At 63.0% G+C, this 16367-nt stretch carries 13 protein-coding genes and 1 riboswitch; of the genes, 8 read left to right on the top strand and 5 right to left on the bottom strand.

The window, feature by feature from the left end; genetic code table 11:
• Nucleotides 1-181: 181 nt before the first annotated feature.
• Nucleotides 182-1075, bottom strand: coding sequence for a hypothetical protein (locus NKG99_RS05040; protein ID WP_352864857.1), 894 nt, complete (start codon nucleotides 1073-1075; stop codon nucleotides 182-184).
• A gap of 367 nt (nucleotides 1076-1442) precedes the next feature.
• Here NKG99_RS05040 and glmM point away from each other — a divergent pair, with 367 nt between their 5' ends.
• The 5 genes from glmM (at nucleotide 1443) to serA (ending at nucleotide 7896) form a co-directional block, all read left to right on the top strand.
• On the top strand, nucleotides 1443-2795 hold the full coding sequence (glmM, locus tag NKG99_RS05035; RefSeq protein WP_352864855.1) for a phosphoglucosamine mutase: 1353 nt from the start codon (nucleotides 1443-1445) through the stop codon (nucleotides 2793-2795).
• Nucleotides 2796-3049: 254 nt separating this feature from the next.
• A complete protein-coding gene (locus NKG99_RS05030; RefSeq protein ID WP_352864854.1) occupies nucleotides 3050-3886 on the top strand; it encodes an outer membrane protein in 837 nt (278 codons plus the stop codon).
• A 208-nt stretch (nucleotides 3887-4094) separates the two neighbouring features.
• Entirely contained in the window at nucleotides 4095-4859 is a 765-nt protein-coding gene (locus NKG99_RS05025) for an outer membrane protein (protein WP_352864852.1), read from the top strand.
• Nucleotides 4860-5059: 200 nt separating this feature from the next.
• Nucleotides 5060-6235: a phosphoserine transaminase gene (locus tag NKG99_RS05020; RefSeq protein WP_352864850.1), complete on the top strand. Its 1176-nt coding sequence runs from the start codon at nucleotides 5060-5062 to the stop codon at nucleotides 6233-6235.
• 59 nt (nucleotides 6236-6294) lie between these two features.
• On the top strand, nucleotides 6295-7896 hold the full coding sequence (gene serA, locus NKG99_RS05015; protein WP_352864848.1) for a phosphoglycerate dehydrogenase: 1602 nt from the start codon (nucleotides 6295-6297) through the stop codon (nucleotides 7894-7896).
• 55 nt (nucleotides 7897-7951) lie between these two features.
• Here the strand turns inward: serA and NKG99_RS05010 are convergent, their stop codons facing one another.
• Nucleotides 7952-8863, bottom strand: a complete 912-nt coding sequence (locus tag NKG99_RS05010; RefSeq protein ID WP_352864845.1) for a DMT family transporter — start codon at nucleotides 8861-8863, stop codon at nucleotides 7952-7954.
• A gap of 206 nt (nucleotides 8864-9069) precedes the next feature.
• Here NKG99_RS05010 and NKG99_RS05005 point away from each other — a divergent pair, with 206 nt between their 5' ends.
• Together NKG99_RS05005 and NKG99_RS05000 are read left to right on the top strand one after the other, a co-directional pair.
• A complete protein-coding gene (locus NKG99_RS05005; protein ID WP_352864843.1) occupies nucleotides 9070-10368 on the top strand; it encodes an adenylosuccinate synthase in 1299 nt (432 codons plus the stop codon).
• A 75-nt stretch (nucleotides 10369-10443) separates the two neighbouring features.
• Nucleotides 10444-12093, top strand: coding sequence for a hypothetical protein (locus NKG99_RS05000; RefSeq protein WP_352864842.1), 1650 nt, complete (start codon nucleotides 10444-10446; stop codon nucleotides 12091-12093).
• 64 nt (nucleotides 12094-12157) lie between these two features.
• Here NKG99_RS05000 and NKG99_RS04995 read toward each other — a convergent pair whose 3' ends face one another.
• From NKG99_RS04995 to NKG99_RS04985, 3 genes are read right to left on the bottom strand one after another with little or no spacing between them, the layout of a single operon-like run.
• The gene (locus tag NKG99_RS04995) at nucleotides 12158-12400 is read right to left on the bottom strand and encodes a type II toxin-antitoxin system CcdA family antitoxin (RefSeq protein ID WP_352864839.1); all 243 of its coding nucleotides are present in this window, start codon (nucleotides 12398-12400) and stop codon (nucleotides 12158-12160) included.
• Nucleotides 12401-12455: 55 nt separating this feature from the next.
• Entirely contained in the window at nucleotides 12456-14276 is a 1821-nt protein-coding gene (locus tag NKG99_RS04990) for an ABC-F family ATP-binding cassette domain-containing protein (protein ID WP_352864837.1), read from the bottom strand.
• Between the two features lies 1 nt (nucleotide 14277).
• Nucleotides 14278-14922: a thiamine diphosphokinase gene (locus NKG99_RS04985; protein ID WP_352864835.1), complete on the bottom strand. Its 645-nt coding sequence runs from the start codon at nucleotides 14920-14922 to the stop codon at nucleotides 14278-14280.
• An 87-nt stretch (nucleotides 14923-15009) separates the two neighbouring features.
• Nucleotides 15010-15124: riboswitch (TPP riboswitch) on the top strand.
• Nucleotides 15125-15166: 42 nt separating this feature from the next.
• Here NKG99_RS04985 and thiB point away from each other — a divergent pair.
• Nucleotides 15167-16165, top strand: a complete 999-nt coding sequence (gene thiB / locus NKG99_RS04980; RefSeq protein WP_352864834.1) for a thiamine ABC transporter substrate binding subunit — start codon at nucleotides 15167-15169, stop codon at nucleotides 16163-16165.
• The last annotated feature ends 202 nt before the right edge of the window (nucleotides 16166-16367 follow it).

Raw genomic sequence — 16367 nt, 5'->3', positions numbered from 1 at the left:
GAGTTGAGGGAGTGGTCCGCGAAGCGGACGAAAAGCCAATTGCTTGGCTTTTCGAACGACGAATGCCCGGCAGGGCAATGGGCGGCGCCATCGAGCGCGAATGGCCCGCCCGGCATTTGACAAGAAAAAAGCCCGCGAACCTTGGGCTCGCGGGCTTTTTCTTGTCAGATGTTGTTGTCGTTCAGCTCTTCAGCTTGGCGTTGCACAGGCTGTAGAAGCCGCCGCCCTTCTGGATCCACTTGAGGCCACCAAGCGCATTGGCGTCCTTGAGGGCATAGTACTGGTCGAGGCAAGTATGCATGCGGCCCTTGCCAGGGGTCTCGCTGGAATATTTCGGCGAGATCGCTGACGGGAACGTGACGCCCTTGGGTGCAACCGTGGTCGGTTTCGCCGGCTCCTTGGTGTAGCTCGCCTCGTCGGCGGCTGGTACGGTGTCGTCATCCGACGCGCTGGCGCCGCACTCGGTCTTGCGGAAGTCGTTCCACTTCATGCCTTTCAGCGTGTCGGCTGTCTTGGCAGCCTGATACTTGGTGCTGCATTCGGCCATGCTCAGACCCTTGCCGCCACTGTCGGCGGGAGCCGCGGCAGCCTTGGTGGTTGCCGGCTTGGCGGCAGCGGCGGATGCACCGGCGGCGCATTCGGACTTGCGGAAGTCGTTCCACTTCATGCCGTTCAGGGTGCCGGCGGCCTTTGCCGCCTGGTACTTGGCGCTGCATTCCTTCGCCGTCAGACCCTTGGCCGTGCTGTCGTCGGCCGTAGCGGCCGCCTTGGCCGGCTTCGTCTCGGCAGCCTTCTTGGTGTCGGCGGTTGCCTTTGTGTCGGCTGCCTTTGTGTCGGCTGCCTTTGTGTCGGCTGCCTTGGTGTCGGTTGCCTTGGTGTCGGTCTTGGCCGCTGCGTCGGTGCCGCACTGGGCCTTGCGGAACTGGTTCCAGGTCGCCCCGGCGAGTGTCCCCGCATCCTTGGCGGCGTTGTATTTCGTGCTGCACTCGGCCATCGTCAGTGCGTTGGCTGGCGCGGCCAGAAACAAGGTCGCGACGGCGAGGCCGGTCAAAGTAGCAAGTCGGTGGATGAGCATAGCGTTTCTCCGTTGCGGCAGCCCATGATACGTCCCGACGAATCAATAACGCTCAACGGCCGGTTGCGCCAGATGCTAAGTAGCGTATATATCGGCGAAAGCTGGGGCTTTGCCGATAAGGTGATGAAATCGTTGTTCGTTGCCGGCTTCAAAGCAAGATTTTCCAGGTGCATCCGCGCTGAAAGTCTCGCATGACTGGTATATTCAGCATGGCAGTCTCAGCATGCCAGGTTGCAGTCATGTTGTGTGCAGTGCACAACAAGGATTTTCTAAGGATTGGTAACATATAATCACACAATGTGATCAAGGCGCCCCGGCCAATTGTGGCATGACGTGCTGGGGAAGAACGTTAAGGAATTGGGCTAGCATGGCAGGGAATTATTTCGGCACGGACGGCATTCGCGGGCGCGCCAACAAGTTTCCGATGACCGCGGAAATCGCGATGCGGGTCGGCATGGCCGCCGGCCTCTCCTTCCAGCGCGGCAGCCACCGTCATCGTGTCGTGCTCGGCAAGGACACCAGGCTTTCCGGCTATATGATCGAGAATGCCATGGTCGCCGGTCTTTGTGCCGCCGGCATGGACGTGTTCCTGCTCGGCCCGATCCCGACTCCGGCGGTCGCCATGCTGGTGCGTTCGCTGCGCGCCGATATCGGCGTCATGATCTCGGCTTCGCACAATCCCTATTACGACAACGGCATCAAGCTGTTCGGACCCGACGGCTACAAGCTCTCCGACGAGATCGAGGAGCGCATCGAGAGCATGCTCGACAAGGATATCGAACTGGCGCTCGCCGATTCCGACGGGCTTGGCCGCGCCAAGCGCGTCGACGGCGTGCATGACCGCTACATCGAATTCGCCAAGCGCACCTTGCCGCGCTCGATGTCACTCTCGGGCTTGAGGATCGTCGTCGATTGCGCCAATGGCGCGGCCTACAAGGTGGCGCCCGAGGCGCTGTGGGAACTGGGCGCCGAAGTCGTCGCCATCAATGTCGAGCCCAACGGCTTCAACATCAACAAGGAATGCGGCTCGACCCATCCCGCCGGTCTGCAGAAGAAGGTGCACGAAGTGCGCGCCGACATCGGTATCGCGCTCGATGGCGATGCCGATCGCGTCGTCATTGTCGATGAGAACGGTGCGATCGTCGATGGCGACCAGATCATGGCGCTGATCGCCGAATCCTGGCACCAGAGCGGGCGGCTCGCCGGCGGCGGCGTCGTTTCGACGGTCATGTCCAATCTCGGCCTCGAGCGCTTCCTCGGCGACATGAAGCTGCAATTGCACCGCACCAAGGTCGGCGACCGTTATGTCGTCGAGCATATGCGCGCGCATGGGCTGAATGTCGGCGGCGAACAATCCGGCCATATCGTGCTGTCGGACTTCTCGACCACCGGCGATGGCCTCGTTTCGGCGCTGCAGGTGCTGGCCTGCATCAAGCGGCAGGGGCGGCCGGTCAGCGAACTGTCGAAGAAGTTCGAACCGGTGCCACAGCTCCTGAAGAACGTCCATATTTCCGGCGGCAAGCCGCTCGAGGAAGCGCCAGTCAAGGCGGCCATCGAAGACGCCCGCCACCGCCTCGGCAAGGCCGGGCGGCTGGTTATTCGGCCCTCCGGCACGGAACCGCTGATCCGCGTCATGGCCGAGGGCGACGACCCGCAACTGGTCGAGTCCATCGTCAATGGGATCGTTGAGGTTATCTCCGAAACGCGCAGCGCAGCTTAATCACAAGCCCGCCCGCGAGGGTGCCGCACACATATCTTCGCCAGCTCAAGCCCGCCCTTCCGGCGGGCTTTTTTGGTCGGTCCGGCAGTCGATTCCGGCATCCTGAAGCCGCTCCACCATGCCTCGAACTTTCGGGATTCGTGGTTAAGCAACAGGGTTAAACGCCCTTTAACCTTTGCACTTCATTATCCACGACTGAAAAGCAATTGCATTCGGACACGATAGCCGTTCCGAACTTCTCAGGGGTGACAAGCATGTTCAATACAGCCAGAAAGGTCCTGCTCGCCTTACTGTTCGCAGGCCTGGCAGGACCGCTGTTCGCGGCCGACCTGCCGGAACCGGTGGTCGAGGAAGCTCCGCCTCCGGCCGTCTACGAGCAGCCGGTCGAAGTCGGCGGCTGGTATATCCGCGGCGACATCGACTATCACAAGTCGACCCTGCGCGGCATCGACTATATGACCTATACCGTTGATCCCTGTAACTGTACGGTCACGCCCGGCACCAGAAGCTTCGATTTCGGTAAGCTCAAGGGCGGCTTCTCGCTCGGCGCCGGCGTCGGCTACAAGATCAACGACTACTTCCGCACCGATCTGACCGCCGACTATTGGTTCAAGTCGAACTTCAACGGCGGCACGTCGGATATCAACGGGACTTCGACCGAAGTGTCGAAAATGAGCGCCCTGCTGCTGCTTGCCAATGCCTATGTCGATCTCGGCACCTATAGTGGCATCACGCCCTACGTCGGCGCCGGCATCGGCGGTGCGCGCGTCAAGTGGGATACTGTCTACGACCCGAACACCACCGAGACCAACCCGGGAGCGTCCAACTGGCGCTTCGCCTACGCTCTGATGGCCGGCGCTTCCTACTGCCTGACCGACAAAATCATCCTCGACGCGGGCTATCGCTTCAGCCACATCCAGGGCGGCCGCATGTTCGAATGGGATGTCAGCAGCTCCGGACCCGGCTTCGATCGCGGCATCAACACACACGAAGTGCGCGGCGGCCTGCGCTATCAGTTCGGTGGCAACAACGGTTGCGCCGCGCCGGTCGTGGCCTACCAGCCCGAACCCGAGCCGATCTACACCAAGTAACACCAGCATTACCTGAAATTCTCGCGAACCGCCCGGCATCAGCCGGGCGGTTTTCGTTTGCACCGCCCCGATGAGACCCTGCCGGAAATGAATTCGCTAACGCTCTGTTAGCCTTAACCGGCACTTAACCACTATGGTTAACAATGCTTCCTGAAACGATGGCTGCCGTTGCTATTCCTGGCGGCGCCAAATTCGGGAGTCGGGGACCATGAAAATCATTTCGCGTATGACGCTGGCACTTGGCGCCTTAGCCCTCTTGCCGCTGACGCCCGTGCACGCCGCCGACTACGACCCGCCGATCTATGTCGACCAGGCGCCCGATTATGTGCCGGTCGAGGTCGGCTCCGGCTGGTATCTGCGCGGCGATGTCTCGTACCTGGCGCAGAAGAGCTTCAGGAACGACAATTTCGCCTTCACGCCGGCAAGCTTCAGCGACAAGGAAGACCCCATCTTTGCCAGCATCGGCTTCGGCTACCATTTCAACGACTATCTGCGCGCCGATCTCAATCTGGGCTATCTGCCCGGCAACAAGATCGGCGTCGGCTATGACGATTCAGCGACTGCGGCAGAGCCGACCGTGGCATCGGCGTCCCTGAAGAACTACGCCTTCTCGGGCATGCTCAATGGCTATGTCGATCTTGGCACCTATGTCGGGATCACGCCTTATCTCGGCGCCGGTATCGGTGTCGTCCGCAGCAAGCGCAGCCTCTCGGCTAGCTACTTCACCGACAACAGCGATCCCAGCGATGATTTCGTACTGAATGACAGCAAGACCCAGTACTCCCTGGCCTATACGCTGAATGCCGGCCTTGCCTATCAGGTGACGAAGAACGTTTCCGTCGATCTGGGCTATCAGTATTTCTCCGCCCCGGATGCCGAATATGTGACAGCCGAAAGCCTGACCTCCTATCCGATCAAAAAGGGGATCAGCAACCACCAGGTCAAGCTCGGGCTGCGCTACGATCTCTGGTAGGCGCCGCGAGCACGAGGATCAGGACGGCGGATCTTCGGGTCCGCCGTTTGCGTTTGAAGTCACGCCATCCTGATCACAGATCGCCAGTATCCCGCCAGCGACAAAAACTTTCCTCTTGACGCCCGAAGCCTGAACGCATATCGCCGTCCGTGGGCCACCCCTCCCCAACGAGGGGCCACTATCTGGAAGGATAGACCACGATGACGACGCATACGAAGCCCGGACTCCGTCCGGCAAACCCCAATTTTTCCTCAGGTCCCTGCGCAAAGCGCCCCGGCTGGTCGGTCGAGGCGCTGAACAATGCCGCGCTCGGCCGTTCCCACCGCGCCAGGATCGGCAAGGCCAAGCTCGAACAGGCGATCGAGCTGACGCGGGAAATTCTCCAGGTCCCGGCGGACTACCGCATCGGCATCGTACCGGCGTCGGACACCGGCGCGGTCGAGATGGCGCTGTGGTCGCTGCTCGGCGAGCGCGGCGTCGACATGGTCGCCTGGGAGAGCTTTGGCTCCGGCTGGGTCACCGACGTGGTCAAGCAATTGAAGCTCGCCGATGTGCGCAAGATCGAAGCCGGCTACGGCGAACTGCCCGTCCTCACAAAGATCGATTTCGACCGCGATGTGGTCTTCACCTGGAATGGCACCACGTCCGGCGTGCGCGTGCCGAATGGCGATTTCATTCCCGCGGATCGCAAGGGCCTGACCATCTGCGACGCGACTTCGGCCGCCTTCGCACAGAGGCTCGATTTCGAAAAACTCGATGTCGTCACCTTCTCCTGGCAGAAGGTGCTGGGCGGCGAGGGCGCGCACGGCATGCTGATCCTGTCACCCCGCGCGGTCGAGCGGCTGGAGATCTATAAGCCTTCATGGCCGCTGCCGAAAATCTTCCGCCTGACCTCGGGCGGCAAGTTGATCGAAGGCATCTTCAAGGGCGAGACCATCAACACGCCGTCGATGCTGTGCGTCGAGGACTATCTCGATGCGCTCAACTGGGCGAAGTCGATCGGCGGCCTCGCAGGGCTGATCGCCAGGGCGGATGCCAATGCGGCCGTCCTCGATCGCTTTGTCGCCAAGTCCTCATGGCTCGGTCATCTCGCCGTCCAGCCGGCGACGCGGTCGAACACGTCCGTGTGCCTGTCCTTCACCGATCCGGATGTGTCCGCGCTCGATGCCGATGGGCAAGCGGCTTTCGCCAAGGGACTGGTGTCGGTGCTCGACAAGGAAGGTGTCGCCTACGACATCGGCGCCTATCGCGACGCACCGCCCGGCCTGCGCATCTGGTGTGGCGCGACCGTCGAGACGTCGGATCTCGAAGCATTGCTGCCCTGGCTCGACTGGGCCTTCGCTGCGCAGAAGGCGTCGCTGAAAGCGGCGGCCTGAGATTTTCAGTGGCGGCCTTCGGCCGCCCATCCCCAACAATCCATTTCAAGGAGGCCGCTATGGCGCCCCGCGTTCTCGTCTCGGACAAACTTTCTCCCACCGCCGTGCAGATATTCAAGGATCGTGGCGTCGAGGTCGACTATCTGCCCGATCTCGGCAAGGACAAGGAAAAGCTGCTCGAAGTGATCGGCCAGTATGATGGCCTCGCCATCCGCTCGGCGACCAAGGTCACCGAAAAGTTGATCAACGCCGCCACGAAACTCAAAGTTGTCGGCCGCGCCGGCATCGGCGTCGACAATGTCGACATCCCGGCGGCGAGCCGCAAGGGCATCATCGTGATGAACACCCCCTTCGGCAATTCGATCACGACAGCTGAACATGCCGTGGCGATGATCTTCGCGCTTGCCCGCCAGATCCCGGAAGCCAACGCTTCGACCCATGCCGGCAAATGGGAGAAGAACCGCTTCATGGGCGTCGAGATCACCGGCAAGACGCTGGGCGTGATCGGCTGCGGCAACATCGGCTCGATCGTCGCGACGCGCGGCGTCGGGTTGAAGATGCATGTCATCGCTTTCGACCCGTTCCTATCGGACAAACGCGCCGAGGAACTCGGCGTCGACAAGGTCGAGCTGGACGAGCTTTTCGCCCGCGCCGACTTCATCACGCTGCACACGCCGCTGACCGACAAGACGCGCAACATCATCGACGCCGCGGCGATCGCCAAGATGAAGAATGGTGTGCGCATCATCAACTGCGCCCGCGGCGGGCTGATCGTCGAGGCCGATCTGGTCGCGGCGCTGAAGAGCGGCAAGGTGGCGGGCGCGGGCGTCGACGTGTTCGAGGTCGAGCCGGCCGAGCAGAATGCGTTGTTCGGCATGGAGAATGTGGTGGCGACGCCGCATCTCGGCGCCTCGACGGCGGAAGCGCAAGAGAATGTCGCGCTGCAGGTCGCCGAACAGATGGCCGACTATCTGATCAAGGGTGCCGTCTCCAATGCCATCAACATGCCGTCGATCACCGCCGAGGAAGCCCCGCGGCTGAAGCCCTTCGTCAAGCTCGCAGAAGTGCTCGGCGCCTTTGTCGGCCAGGTCACAGAAGACCCGATCAAGGAGGTCGAGATCCTGTTCGATGGCTCGACGGCGACAATGAATACCCGCGCGCTGATCAGTGCGGCGCTTGCCGGGCTGATCCGGCCGCAGGTCTCCGACGTCAACATGGTGTCGGCGCCGATCATGGTGAAGGAGCGCGGCATCATCGTTGCCGAGGTCAAGCGCGACAAGTCGGGCGTGTTCGACGGCTACATCAAGCTGACGGTGACGACCGAGCACAAGACGCGCTCGATCGCCGGGACCTGCTTCTCCGATGGCAAGCCGCGCTTCATCCAGATCAAGGGCATCAATCTCGATGCCGAGGTCGGCCAGCACATGCTCTACACGACCAATGCCGACGCGCCGGGCATCATCGGCCTGCTCGGCACCGTCTGCGGCGAGAACGGCGTCAACATCGCCAACTTCCAGCTTGGCCGCAACCGGCCGGGCGGCGATGCCATCGCGCTGCTCTATCTCGACGCGCCGTTCCCGGAGGCCGTGCTGGAAAAGGTCAAGGCGCACAAGTCGATCGATTCGGCCAAGAGGCTGCATTTCGACATCAACGCGATGTGACCCAGGAGTTGCTGTGAAAGATCGAAGGGCGCGGCCTGGTCCGCGCTTTTTGTGTTCAGCGTGTCCTGGCTGATGGCAGGTTCGCCGCTTTGCGCCCACTGTATTCGGCAAGCCCGATGCCGCCCAGCACGAGCACCAAAGCCAGTGCCTGGTAGAGCTGGAACGTCTCGCCGACGATCAGCACCGACAGCAGCGTGCCGAAGATCGGCACCAGATTGATGAACAGGCCGGCGCGGTTGGCGCCGATCAGCTCGTTGCCCCTGATGTAAAAGATCTGCGAGATGACCGAGGCGCCGATCGCGGTATAGACGATGACCGCCCAGCCGCGCGCGTCGGGCACGATGACCGTGCCGGCGGCGATCTCCCACAGGAAGAAAGGCACCGAGGTAACGAGAGCGGCGACCGACAGGGCGAGCATCAGGCTCTGCCAATGCATCATCGGTTTCAGCCGCAGCCCGACCGAATAGCCGCTGTAGAGAAACACGGCGGCCAGCATTATGGCGTCGCCGAAATTGAGCTCCAGCGTCAACAGCCGGCGCGGGTCGCCGTGGCAGGCGGTCAGGATCACGCCGGCGATGGTCAGCACGACGCCGACAATCTGCGCCCAGTTCACGCGCAGGCGGAAGAAGACGAAATTGGCTGTCATGATCAGGATCGGCATCGCCGCCTGTTCGATCGAGACGTTGATCGCAGTCGTATAGTTAAGCGCCGTGTAGAAGATGGTGTTGAACAGGGTGAAACCGCTGGCACCGAGGGCCGAGAGGATGAGCCAGTGCTTGCGCACGACCGGCCAGTCCTTGCGTATCGTCTTCCAGCCTATCGGCAGCATGATCGCCACGGCCAGCACCCAGCGCAGGAAGACGAGCGTCATTGGCGAGACGTGATCGACCGCCAGCTTGCCGGCCACCGAGTTGCCGCCCCACAGCAAGGTGGTGAGCAGCAGGACTATGTAGGCGCTTCGATGCATCGCGGGATTCCGGCCGCGGGCCGCGGTGTTTGTCGGCCTATTGCCCCCGTGCGTCCAAGTAAATGATGTCAAAGCCGAAAATTGTTGTGCCTCAGGGCATTTTCGGCGGCAAAGAAAGGTCGCACTCGTGAGGTCTTGACGTTATAGAGGCCTGTCGTTTCGAACCATATTCAAGCCGCTTGGCGGCGTCTCAAGGGAAAAGAAACATGGCCAATGTGGTGGTCGTCGGCTCGCAGTGGGGCGATGAAGGCAAGGGCAAGATCGTCGACTGGCTGTCGGAGCGCGCCGATGTCGTGGTGCGTTTCCAAGGCGGCCACAATGCCGGCCATACGCTGGTCGTCGATGGCAAGGTCTACAAATTGTCTTTGCTTCCGTCGGGCGTCGTGCGCCAGGGCAAGCTGTCCATCATCGGCAATGGCGTCGTTTTCGACCCGCACGCTTTCGTCGCCGAAGTGGCCAAGCTCAAGGCTCAAGGTGTCGAAGTGGCGCCGGATCGCCTGAAAATAGCCGAAAACACAGCGCTTATCCTGTCCCTGCATCGGGAACTGGACGGATTCCGCGAGGACGCAGCTTCCAATTCCGGAACGAAGATTGGCACGACCCGTCGTGGCATCGGCCCCGCCTACGAGGACAAGGTGGGCCGGCGTGCGGTCAGGGTGATGGATTTGGCGGATTTGGAAACGCTGCCCTTGAAGGTCGATAGGCTGCTGACGCACCACAATGCGCTGCGTCGCGGGCTCGGCCACGCGGAAGTCACACATGATGCGATCATGCAGGAGCTGACTTCGGTCGCGCACGAGATCTTGCCCTATATGGACCGGGTATGGAAAATCCTCGACGACAAGCGCCGGGCCGGCGAGCGCATCCTGTTCGAGGGCGCGCAAGGCACGCTGCTCGATATCGACCACGGCACCTATCCGTTCGTCACCTCGTCGAACACGGTCGCCGGGCAGGCGGCCGCCGGCTCCGGTGTCGGCCCGGGCGCCATCGGCTATGTGTTGGGCATCACCAAGGCTTACACGACGCGCGTCGGCGAAGGTCCGTTCCCGACCGAGCAGAAGAACGAGATCGGCGAATTCCTCGGCACGCGCGGACATGAATTCGGCGTCGTCACCGGCCGCAAACGCCGCTGCGGCTGGTTCGACGCCGTGCTGGTGCGCCAGGCCGTCGCCGTCAACGGCATCAAGGGCATCGCGCTGACCAAGCTCGACGTGCTCGACGGGCTGGACGAGATCAAGGTCTGCACCGGCTATCGCCTCGACGGCGAGATGATCGACTATCTGCCGGCCAGCCAGGGCGCGCAGGCGCGTGTCGAACCGGTCTACGAGACGCTGGAGGGCTGGAAAGGCACCACCGCCGGCGCGCGCAGCTGGAACGATCTGCCGGCCCAGGCGGTCAAATATGTTCGCTACATCGAGGAGCTGATCGGTGCCCCGGTCGCGCTCCTTTCCACCAGCCCGGAACGGGACGACACGATACTTGTGACCGATCCGTTTCAAGACTAGTTTCTGAAGCCTTTCCGGGCATCGCGGCTGATCTGCGGGGGCCGGCGCGGAAACAAAATACAGGTCGACTGAAGCATGGCAGATTTCGTTTTTGTTCTGAAGAAAGCGATAAACGGTCTCGGCGATCAGTCGCCAGGGATGCGGGCGAAGGTCTACGAAAAGGCCCGCTCCACGATCGCAGCGAAGATTGCCCAGCGCGATCCGCCGCTTTCGCCGGAGGATGTCGCCAAGCAGAAACGTGGTCTGGAAGATGCCATTGCGAGTGTCGAGCGGGACTATGCCAGGAGCGAGCCGGAGACCGACCCGCTCGCGGAACTGGAAAACATCTTTTCCTCGATCGATCGCAACAAGAACCAGCCGAGCCACACACGGCAACCGGCGAAGGCGGAACCGGCCTGGCCGGCACCGCCCGCGGCCAAGCCTGAACCTTATCAATCCGCGCCCACACCTGCCGCCAAGGTCGAGCCAAGCTGGCAAAGGCCAACGCCGGCGCCTGCCCAGCCGGCTCGCGCCGACACGCCTCTTGCAGCGATGGACGCCGAGGAGGCGGACGACGGTGTCGATGTCTTTTCCAGCAACGAAGAGCCGGTGTCGGACACTTTCCAGCGCCGGCACCCGGCGGAGCGCAAGCGCAGCTATGGCGGGCTGATCGCCGCCGTCGTCGCGCTTCTGGTCATCGCCGGTGGCGGCTACGGCATCTGGCTGAACAAGGACGCCTTCGACAAGATGCTCGGGCTCGACGGCACCAAGGTCGCGACAAAGACCGAACCCGTGAAGCCGGCACCTGCCAAGCCAGCAACCGATGCCGCTGCGCCGCCGCCGGCGCCCGCAGCTGGCGGCACGGAAGCCGAAAGCACGAAATTCACCCAGCGGCTGACGCCGCAAGGCAGTGAAGTCGACCCCGGCCCGGCCGGCGGACAAAGCGGCATCGGCGAAGGCGAATCGGTCGCCGCGCTGACCACGCCGCCCTCGGCGACCAACGCGCCGCCGATTTCCGCACCGACCGCCGGCACTCCTCCCGCGGCTACGCCTCCGGCGGCAGGTGCCGCCCCCGCAACGCCGCCTGCCAACGGAGCCCCGGCGGCGCCGGCCAATGCCGCCGCCACTCCGCCAGCACCGGCGGGTGCCGCGCCGGCGGCCCCGGCCACCGCGCCCGCGGAAACCGCGCTGCCGGTCGGCCAGAAGGCGATCTTCTACGAGGAGCGCACCAGCACCGCCCAGGGCTCGGCGGAGCCGGGCAACATCGTCTGGTCGCTGGTACAGGAATCGCCCGGTGGCGACCTGCCGCCGGAGCCGGCGATCCGCGCCGAGGCGACCATTCCCGGCAAGGACATCCAGTTGCGCATGACCATCCGCCGCAACACCGACCAGACGCTGCCGGCCAGCCATATCATCGAGATGATCTTCCTGACGCCGGACGGCTTTGAAGGCGGCGGCGTCGACAACATTCTGCGCGTCGCCATGAAGGGTTCGGAACAGGATGCCGGCAGCCCGCTGATCGGTATTCCGGCCAAGATCGCCGACGGCTTCTTCCTGGTCGCGCTGAACGACACCAAGGCCGACGAAGACGCCAACATGACCTTGCTGCGCGGCCAGGACTGGATCGACGTGCCGGTCGTCTACAAGACCGGGCGGCGGGCATTGCTGACCATGGAAAAAGGCATTCCCGGCGAGAAGGTCTTCGACGAAGCGATCAAGGCCTGGCAGGCGAAGACGGCGGGCTGAGAAGGGCGCCGTTGGCGCCTCTCAAAAGTCTGTCAGGAGTCTGGATAGGGTCGGTAGCGCCGCGTCAAAACAGCCGATGTTTGGCCAACGGAAGTCCGTTGCGCCTGACATAAGCATTGGAGCTTTCGATGGCTTCCTTGTTTTCTTCTTGCCATTGATGCGTCTTTTCCGCAGCAATCGCTTTGGCGATACTCACCTCTGCGGCGCCGGAGAGGTTGACGTCCAACGCTTTGGCGTCTTCGATCAACTGTGAGCTGATGGATATGCTCACTGATTTTCGCTGAGGTTTCGGCTTTGGCTGAAGCATGGAGTTCGCCTCCTTTTATGCGTCCAATATAGATGCATAAAACTTGCACACACCACTACCCCTCCATTTCCTCGCGCAGCATCTCCAGCTCCAGCCATTCCTCCTCGAGGGCCGCTAGCGTCGCGCGCTCCTTGTCGAGGGCGGCGATGGTTTTCTGGAACGAGGCCGGATCGCGCTCGTAATAGGCCGGATCGGCGATGTTGTTCTCAAGCCTCGAGATCGACGCCATCACCGCTTCGATTTTCTTGGGCAGCGATTCCAGCGCGAACTTCTGCTTGAACGACAGTTTCTTCGGCGGCCCCTTTGGCGCGGCTGCCTCGCTCCTGCCCGGTGCCGGCGCTTCGCCATTTTCGGCTTTCGCGCGCGCCTTACGGTCGTCGAGCCTGGTGCCGCCGCGTTGCGCCAGCATGTCGGAATAACCGCCGGCATATTCGATCCAGCGGCCGTCACCATCCGGCGCGATCAGGCTGGTCACGGTGCGGTCGAGGAAATCGCGGTCGTGGCTGACCAGGATGACCGTTCCGGCAAACCCGGCGACCAGTTCTTGCAGCAGTTCCAGCGTCTCCATGTCGAGATCGTTGGTCGGCTCATCGAGCACCAGCAGGTTTGCCGGTCGGGCCAGCACGCGCGCCAGCAAGAGCCGCGCTCGCTCGCCGCCGGACAGCTCGCGCACCGGCGTGCGCGCCTGTTCCGGCTTGAACAGGAAATCCTTCATGTAGGAGACGACATGGCGCTGCTCGCCATTGATGACCAGGTTCTCGCCGCGCCCGTCGGTGAGATACTGCGCCAGTGTCTCCTGCGGGTCGACGGCCTCGCGCTTCTGGTCGAGCGTGGCGATCTCCAGATTGGTGCCGAGCCGCACCGAACCGGCGTCGGGCTTCATCTCGCCGGTCAGCATCTTCAAGAGCGTCGTCTTGCCGGCGCCGTTCGGCCCGACCAGACCGACCCGATCGCCGCGCTGGATGCGGGTCGAAAACCCCTTGACCACGGTGAGATCGCCGAAACTCTTCTCGATGTTCTTGGCCTCGATCACCAGCTTGCCGGATTCGGCGGCGTCGCTCGCCACCATGGTGGCCGAGCCTTCGGCGCCGCGATGTCCGCGAAAACGCTGGCGCATGGTTTGCAACTCGCCCAGCCGGCGCATGTTGCGCTTGCGCCGCGCCGTCACGCCGTAGCGCAGCCAGTGCTCCTCGCGCACGATCTGGCGGCCAAGCTTGTGCTGCTCGCGTTCTTCCTCTTCCAGCACCAGGTCGCGCCATTCCTCGAAATGGCCAAAACCCTTGTCCAGCCTGCGCGTCTGGCCGCGATCGAGCCAGACGGTGGCGCGCGATACACGCTCGAGAAAGCGGCGGTCGTGCGAGATGACGATCAGTGCCGATGAGGTGCGGACGAGCTCCTCTTCCAGCCATTCGATCACCGAGAGGTCGAGATGATTGGTCGGCTCGTCGAGCAGCAGGATGTCGGGTTCGGGCGCCATGACGCGGGCAAGGGCCGCGCGCCTTGCCTCGCCGCCGGACAGGTCGTTCGGCCGCTCCTCACCCGAGAGGCCGAGATGCTCCATCAGATAGCTGGCGCGGTACGGGTCGTCGGCGGGTCCGAGTCCGGCCTCGACATAGGCGCGGACACTGGCAAAACCCTCCATGTCGGGCATCTGCGGCAAATAGCGGACGGTCGCCGAAGGCTGGCGGAACACCTCGCCGTCCTGCGGCTCGATCAGGCCGGCGGCGATCTTCAGCAGCGTCGACTTGCCCGACCCGTTGCGGCCGACCAGCGCGATCTTGTCGCCGGCAGAAGCGGTCAAGGCGGCGCCATCGAGTAGCGGCGTGCCACCGAAGGTCAGTTTTATCCCGTCGAGGTTGAGAAGGGGCGGGGCCATGTCAGCTTTCAGGTAAGGGAAAAGGATGAGCGAGCAGCATCGCGCGGCCGTGGCCGAGCGCGATTTCGAGGCGGCCCTTGACCTCATTGGAAATGGTCAGCGACGAACCGAACGCCACCTTGACGTGATTCAGTGGCCATTTGGCGCCATTGACGGTCAGGCCGGCGAGTTCGGAAAAGCCGAGCACCGAAAACAGCGTGCCGTCGGCATAGTCGAAACCGGCCCTGCCGTGGAGCAGGGGAACGCCCTCCTGGGCGCCGCTGGTCAGCAGCACCTCCGTTCCGGCCTCGGCAAGGCGCAGGGCAAGCGCAAGATGCAGGAAAGCGTGGTCGGCGCGCTTGCCGCCGAAGGCGCCGGCGAGCACCAGGCTGGTCGCGCCGAGCTCCAGTGCGGCTGCGATGGCCAGTTCGCCATCGGTTTGGTCCTTTTCCGCCGAGAAGGTCCGGCGGGGGACAGTGGCGAGATTTTCCGGCAGGTTGGCCGGCACGGAATCGAAATCCCCCACCCACAGTTCCGGGACTAGGCCGAGCAGCCGCGCATGGCCGATGCCGGCGTCGGCGGCAATCACGCGGGAGCCTTCGACCTGGCGGTCGAGCCGTGGCGTGCGGATGAGGTCGCCGCCAAGCAGGATGGTGAATGTGCTCATATCGTGTGGCCCTTACCAGCCTGGCACCGGAAACGGAAGGCGGCAAACTCCCACTTGCGTGAGGGATCGGCCGGGCCTATGTGTCGAAACGCTCTAACGGGGTGCCGAACGCGATCTTCGCGGACCGGCTGAGAGGCAGTCTCGCCAACCCGCTGAACCTGATCCGGTTTGTACCGGCGGAGGGATTAGACGTTTCGGACAGTCCGACGCCTCAATTCCTTCAATTCGAACGAAGGAGGCGCCGATGCGCACGCTTTTATACGCTCTTGTCTCAGCCATGACCGTGGTCTTGTCCGGGCCGGCCTTGGCCAAAGACAAACTCACCGTCTACACATATGAGAGTTTCACCGCCGACTGGGGTCCGGGTCCCGTGGTGAAGAAGGAATTCGAGGCCGAATGCGGCTGCGATGTGGAGTTCGTCTCGGTTGCCGATGGCGTCGCGCTGCTCAACCGCGTCAAGCTGGAAGGCGCATCGACGAAGGCCGATATCGTGCTTGGCCTCGACACAAACCTTACCGCCGATGCCAAGGCCACCGGCCTGTTCGCGCCGCATGGCGCGGTGGCGGATGCCACTGTGCCGGGCGGCTGGAGCGACGACACTTTTGTCCCCTTTGACTACGGCTACTTCGCTGTCGTCTACGACACGGAGAAGCTGAAGAGCCCGCCGAAGAGCCTGAAAGAACTGGTAGAAGGCAGCGCCGACGACAAGATCGTCATCCAGGATCCGCGCACCTCGACGCCGGGCCTCGGCCTGCTGTTGTGGGTCAAGTCTGTCTATGGCGACAAGGCGCCGGAGGCCTGGGCCAAGCTGAAGGCGAAAGTGCTGACCGTGACGCCGGGCTGGAGCGAGGCCTACGGCCTGTTCACCAAGGGCGAGGCGCCGATGGTGCTGTCCTACACGACGTCGCCGGCCTACCACATGGTGGCGGAAAACACCGAGCGCTACCAGGCGGCCTCCTTCGAGGAGGGCGAGTACCTGCAGATCGAGGTGGCGGGCATCACCACGACAGGGGCCAAGAACCCGCTGGCCGAAAAGTTCATGGCCTTCATGACCGGACCGAAGTTCCAGGATGCCATCCCCGAGACCAACTGGATGTTCCCGGCAGGGAAGACCGACAAGCCGCTCAACCCGGCCTTCGACAAGCTGGTCAAGCCGACCAAGACCTTGCTGTTCAGCCCCGAAGAGGTCGCCGCCAACCGCAAGGCCTGGGTGGATGAGTGGCTGGCGGTGATGAGCAAGTAATTTGGTCCTATGATCGAAAGATGAGTGTCCTACGGCGCCCCCCTCTGTCCTGCCGGACATCTCCCCCACACGGGGGGAGATTGGCTGTCGTCGGCGATTTCGCCAATCGCCAACGTTGCTGGAATGAGCGAGGCGCGGAAACTGCCAATCTCCCCCCTTGTGGGGGAGATGTCCGGCAGGACAGAGGGGGGCGCGAAGGAAC

The organism is Mesorhizobium sp. M1409, from assembly GCF_040317535.1.
Taxonomy (GTDB): Bacteria; Pseudomonadota; Alphaproteobacteria; order Rhizobiales; family Rhizobiaceae; genus Mesorhizobium.
Note: the sequence above shows the minus strand (reverse complement) of the source record. Positions and strands in the feature narration are given on the sequence as shown.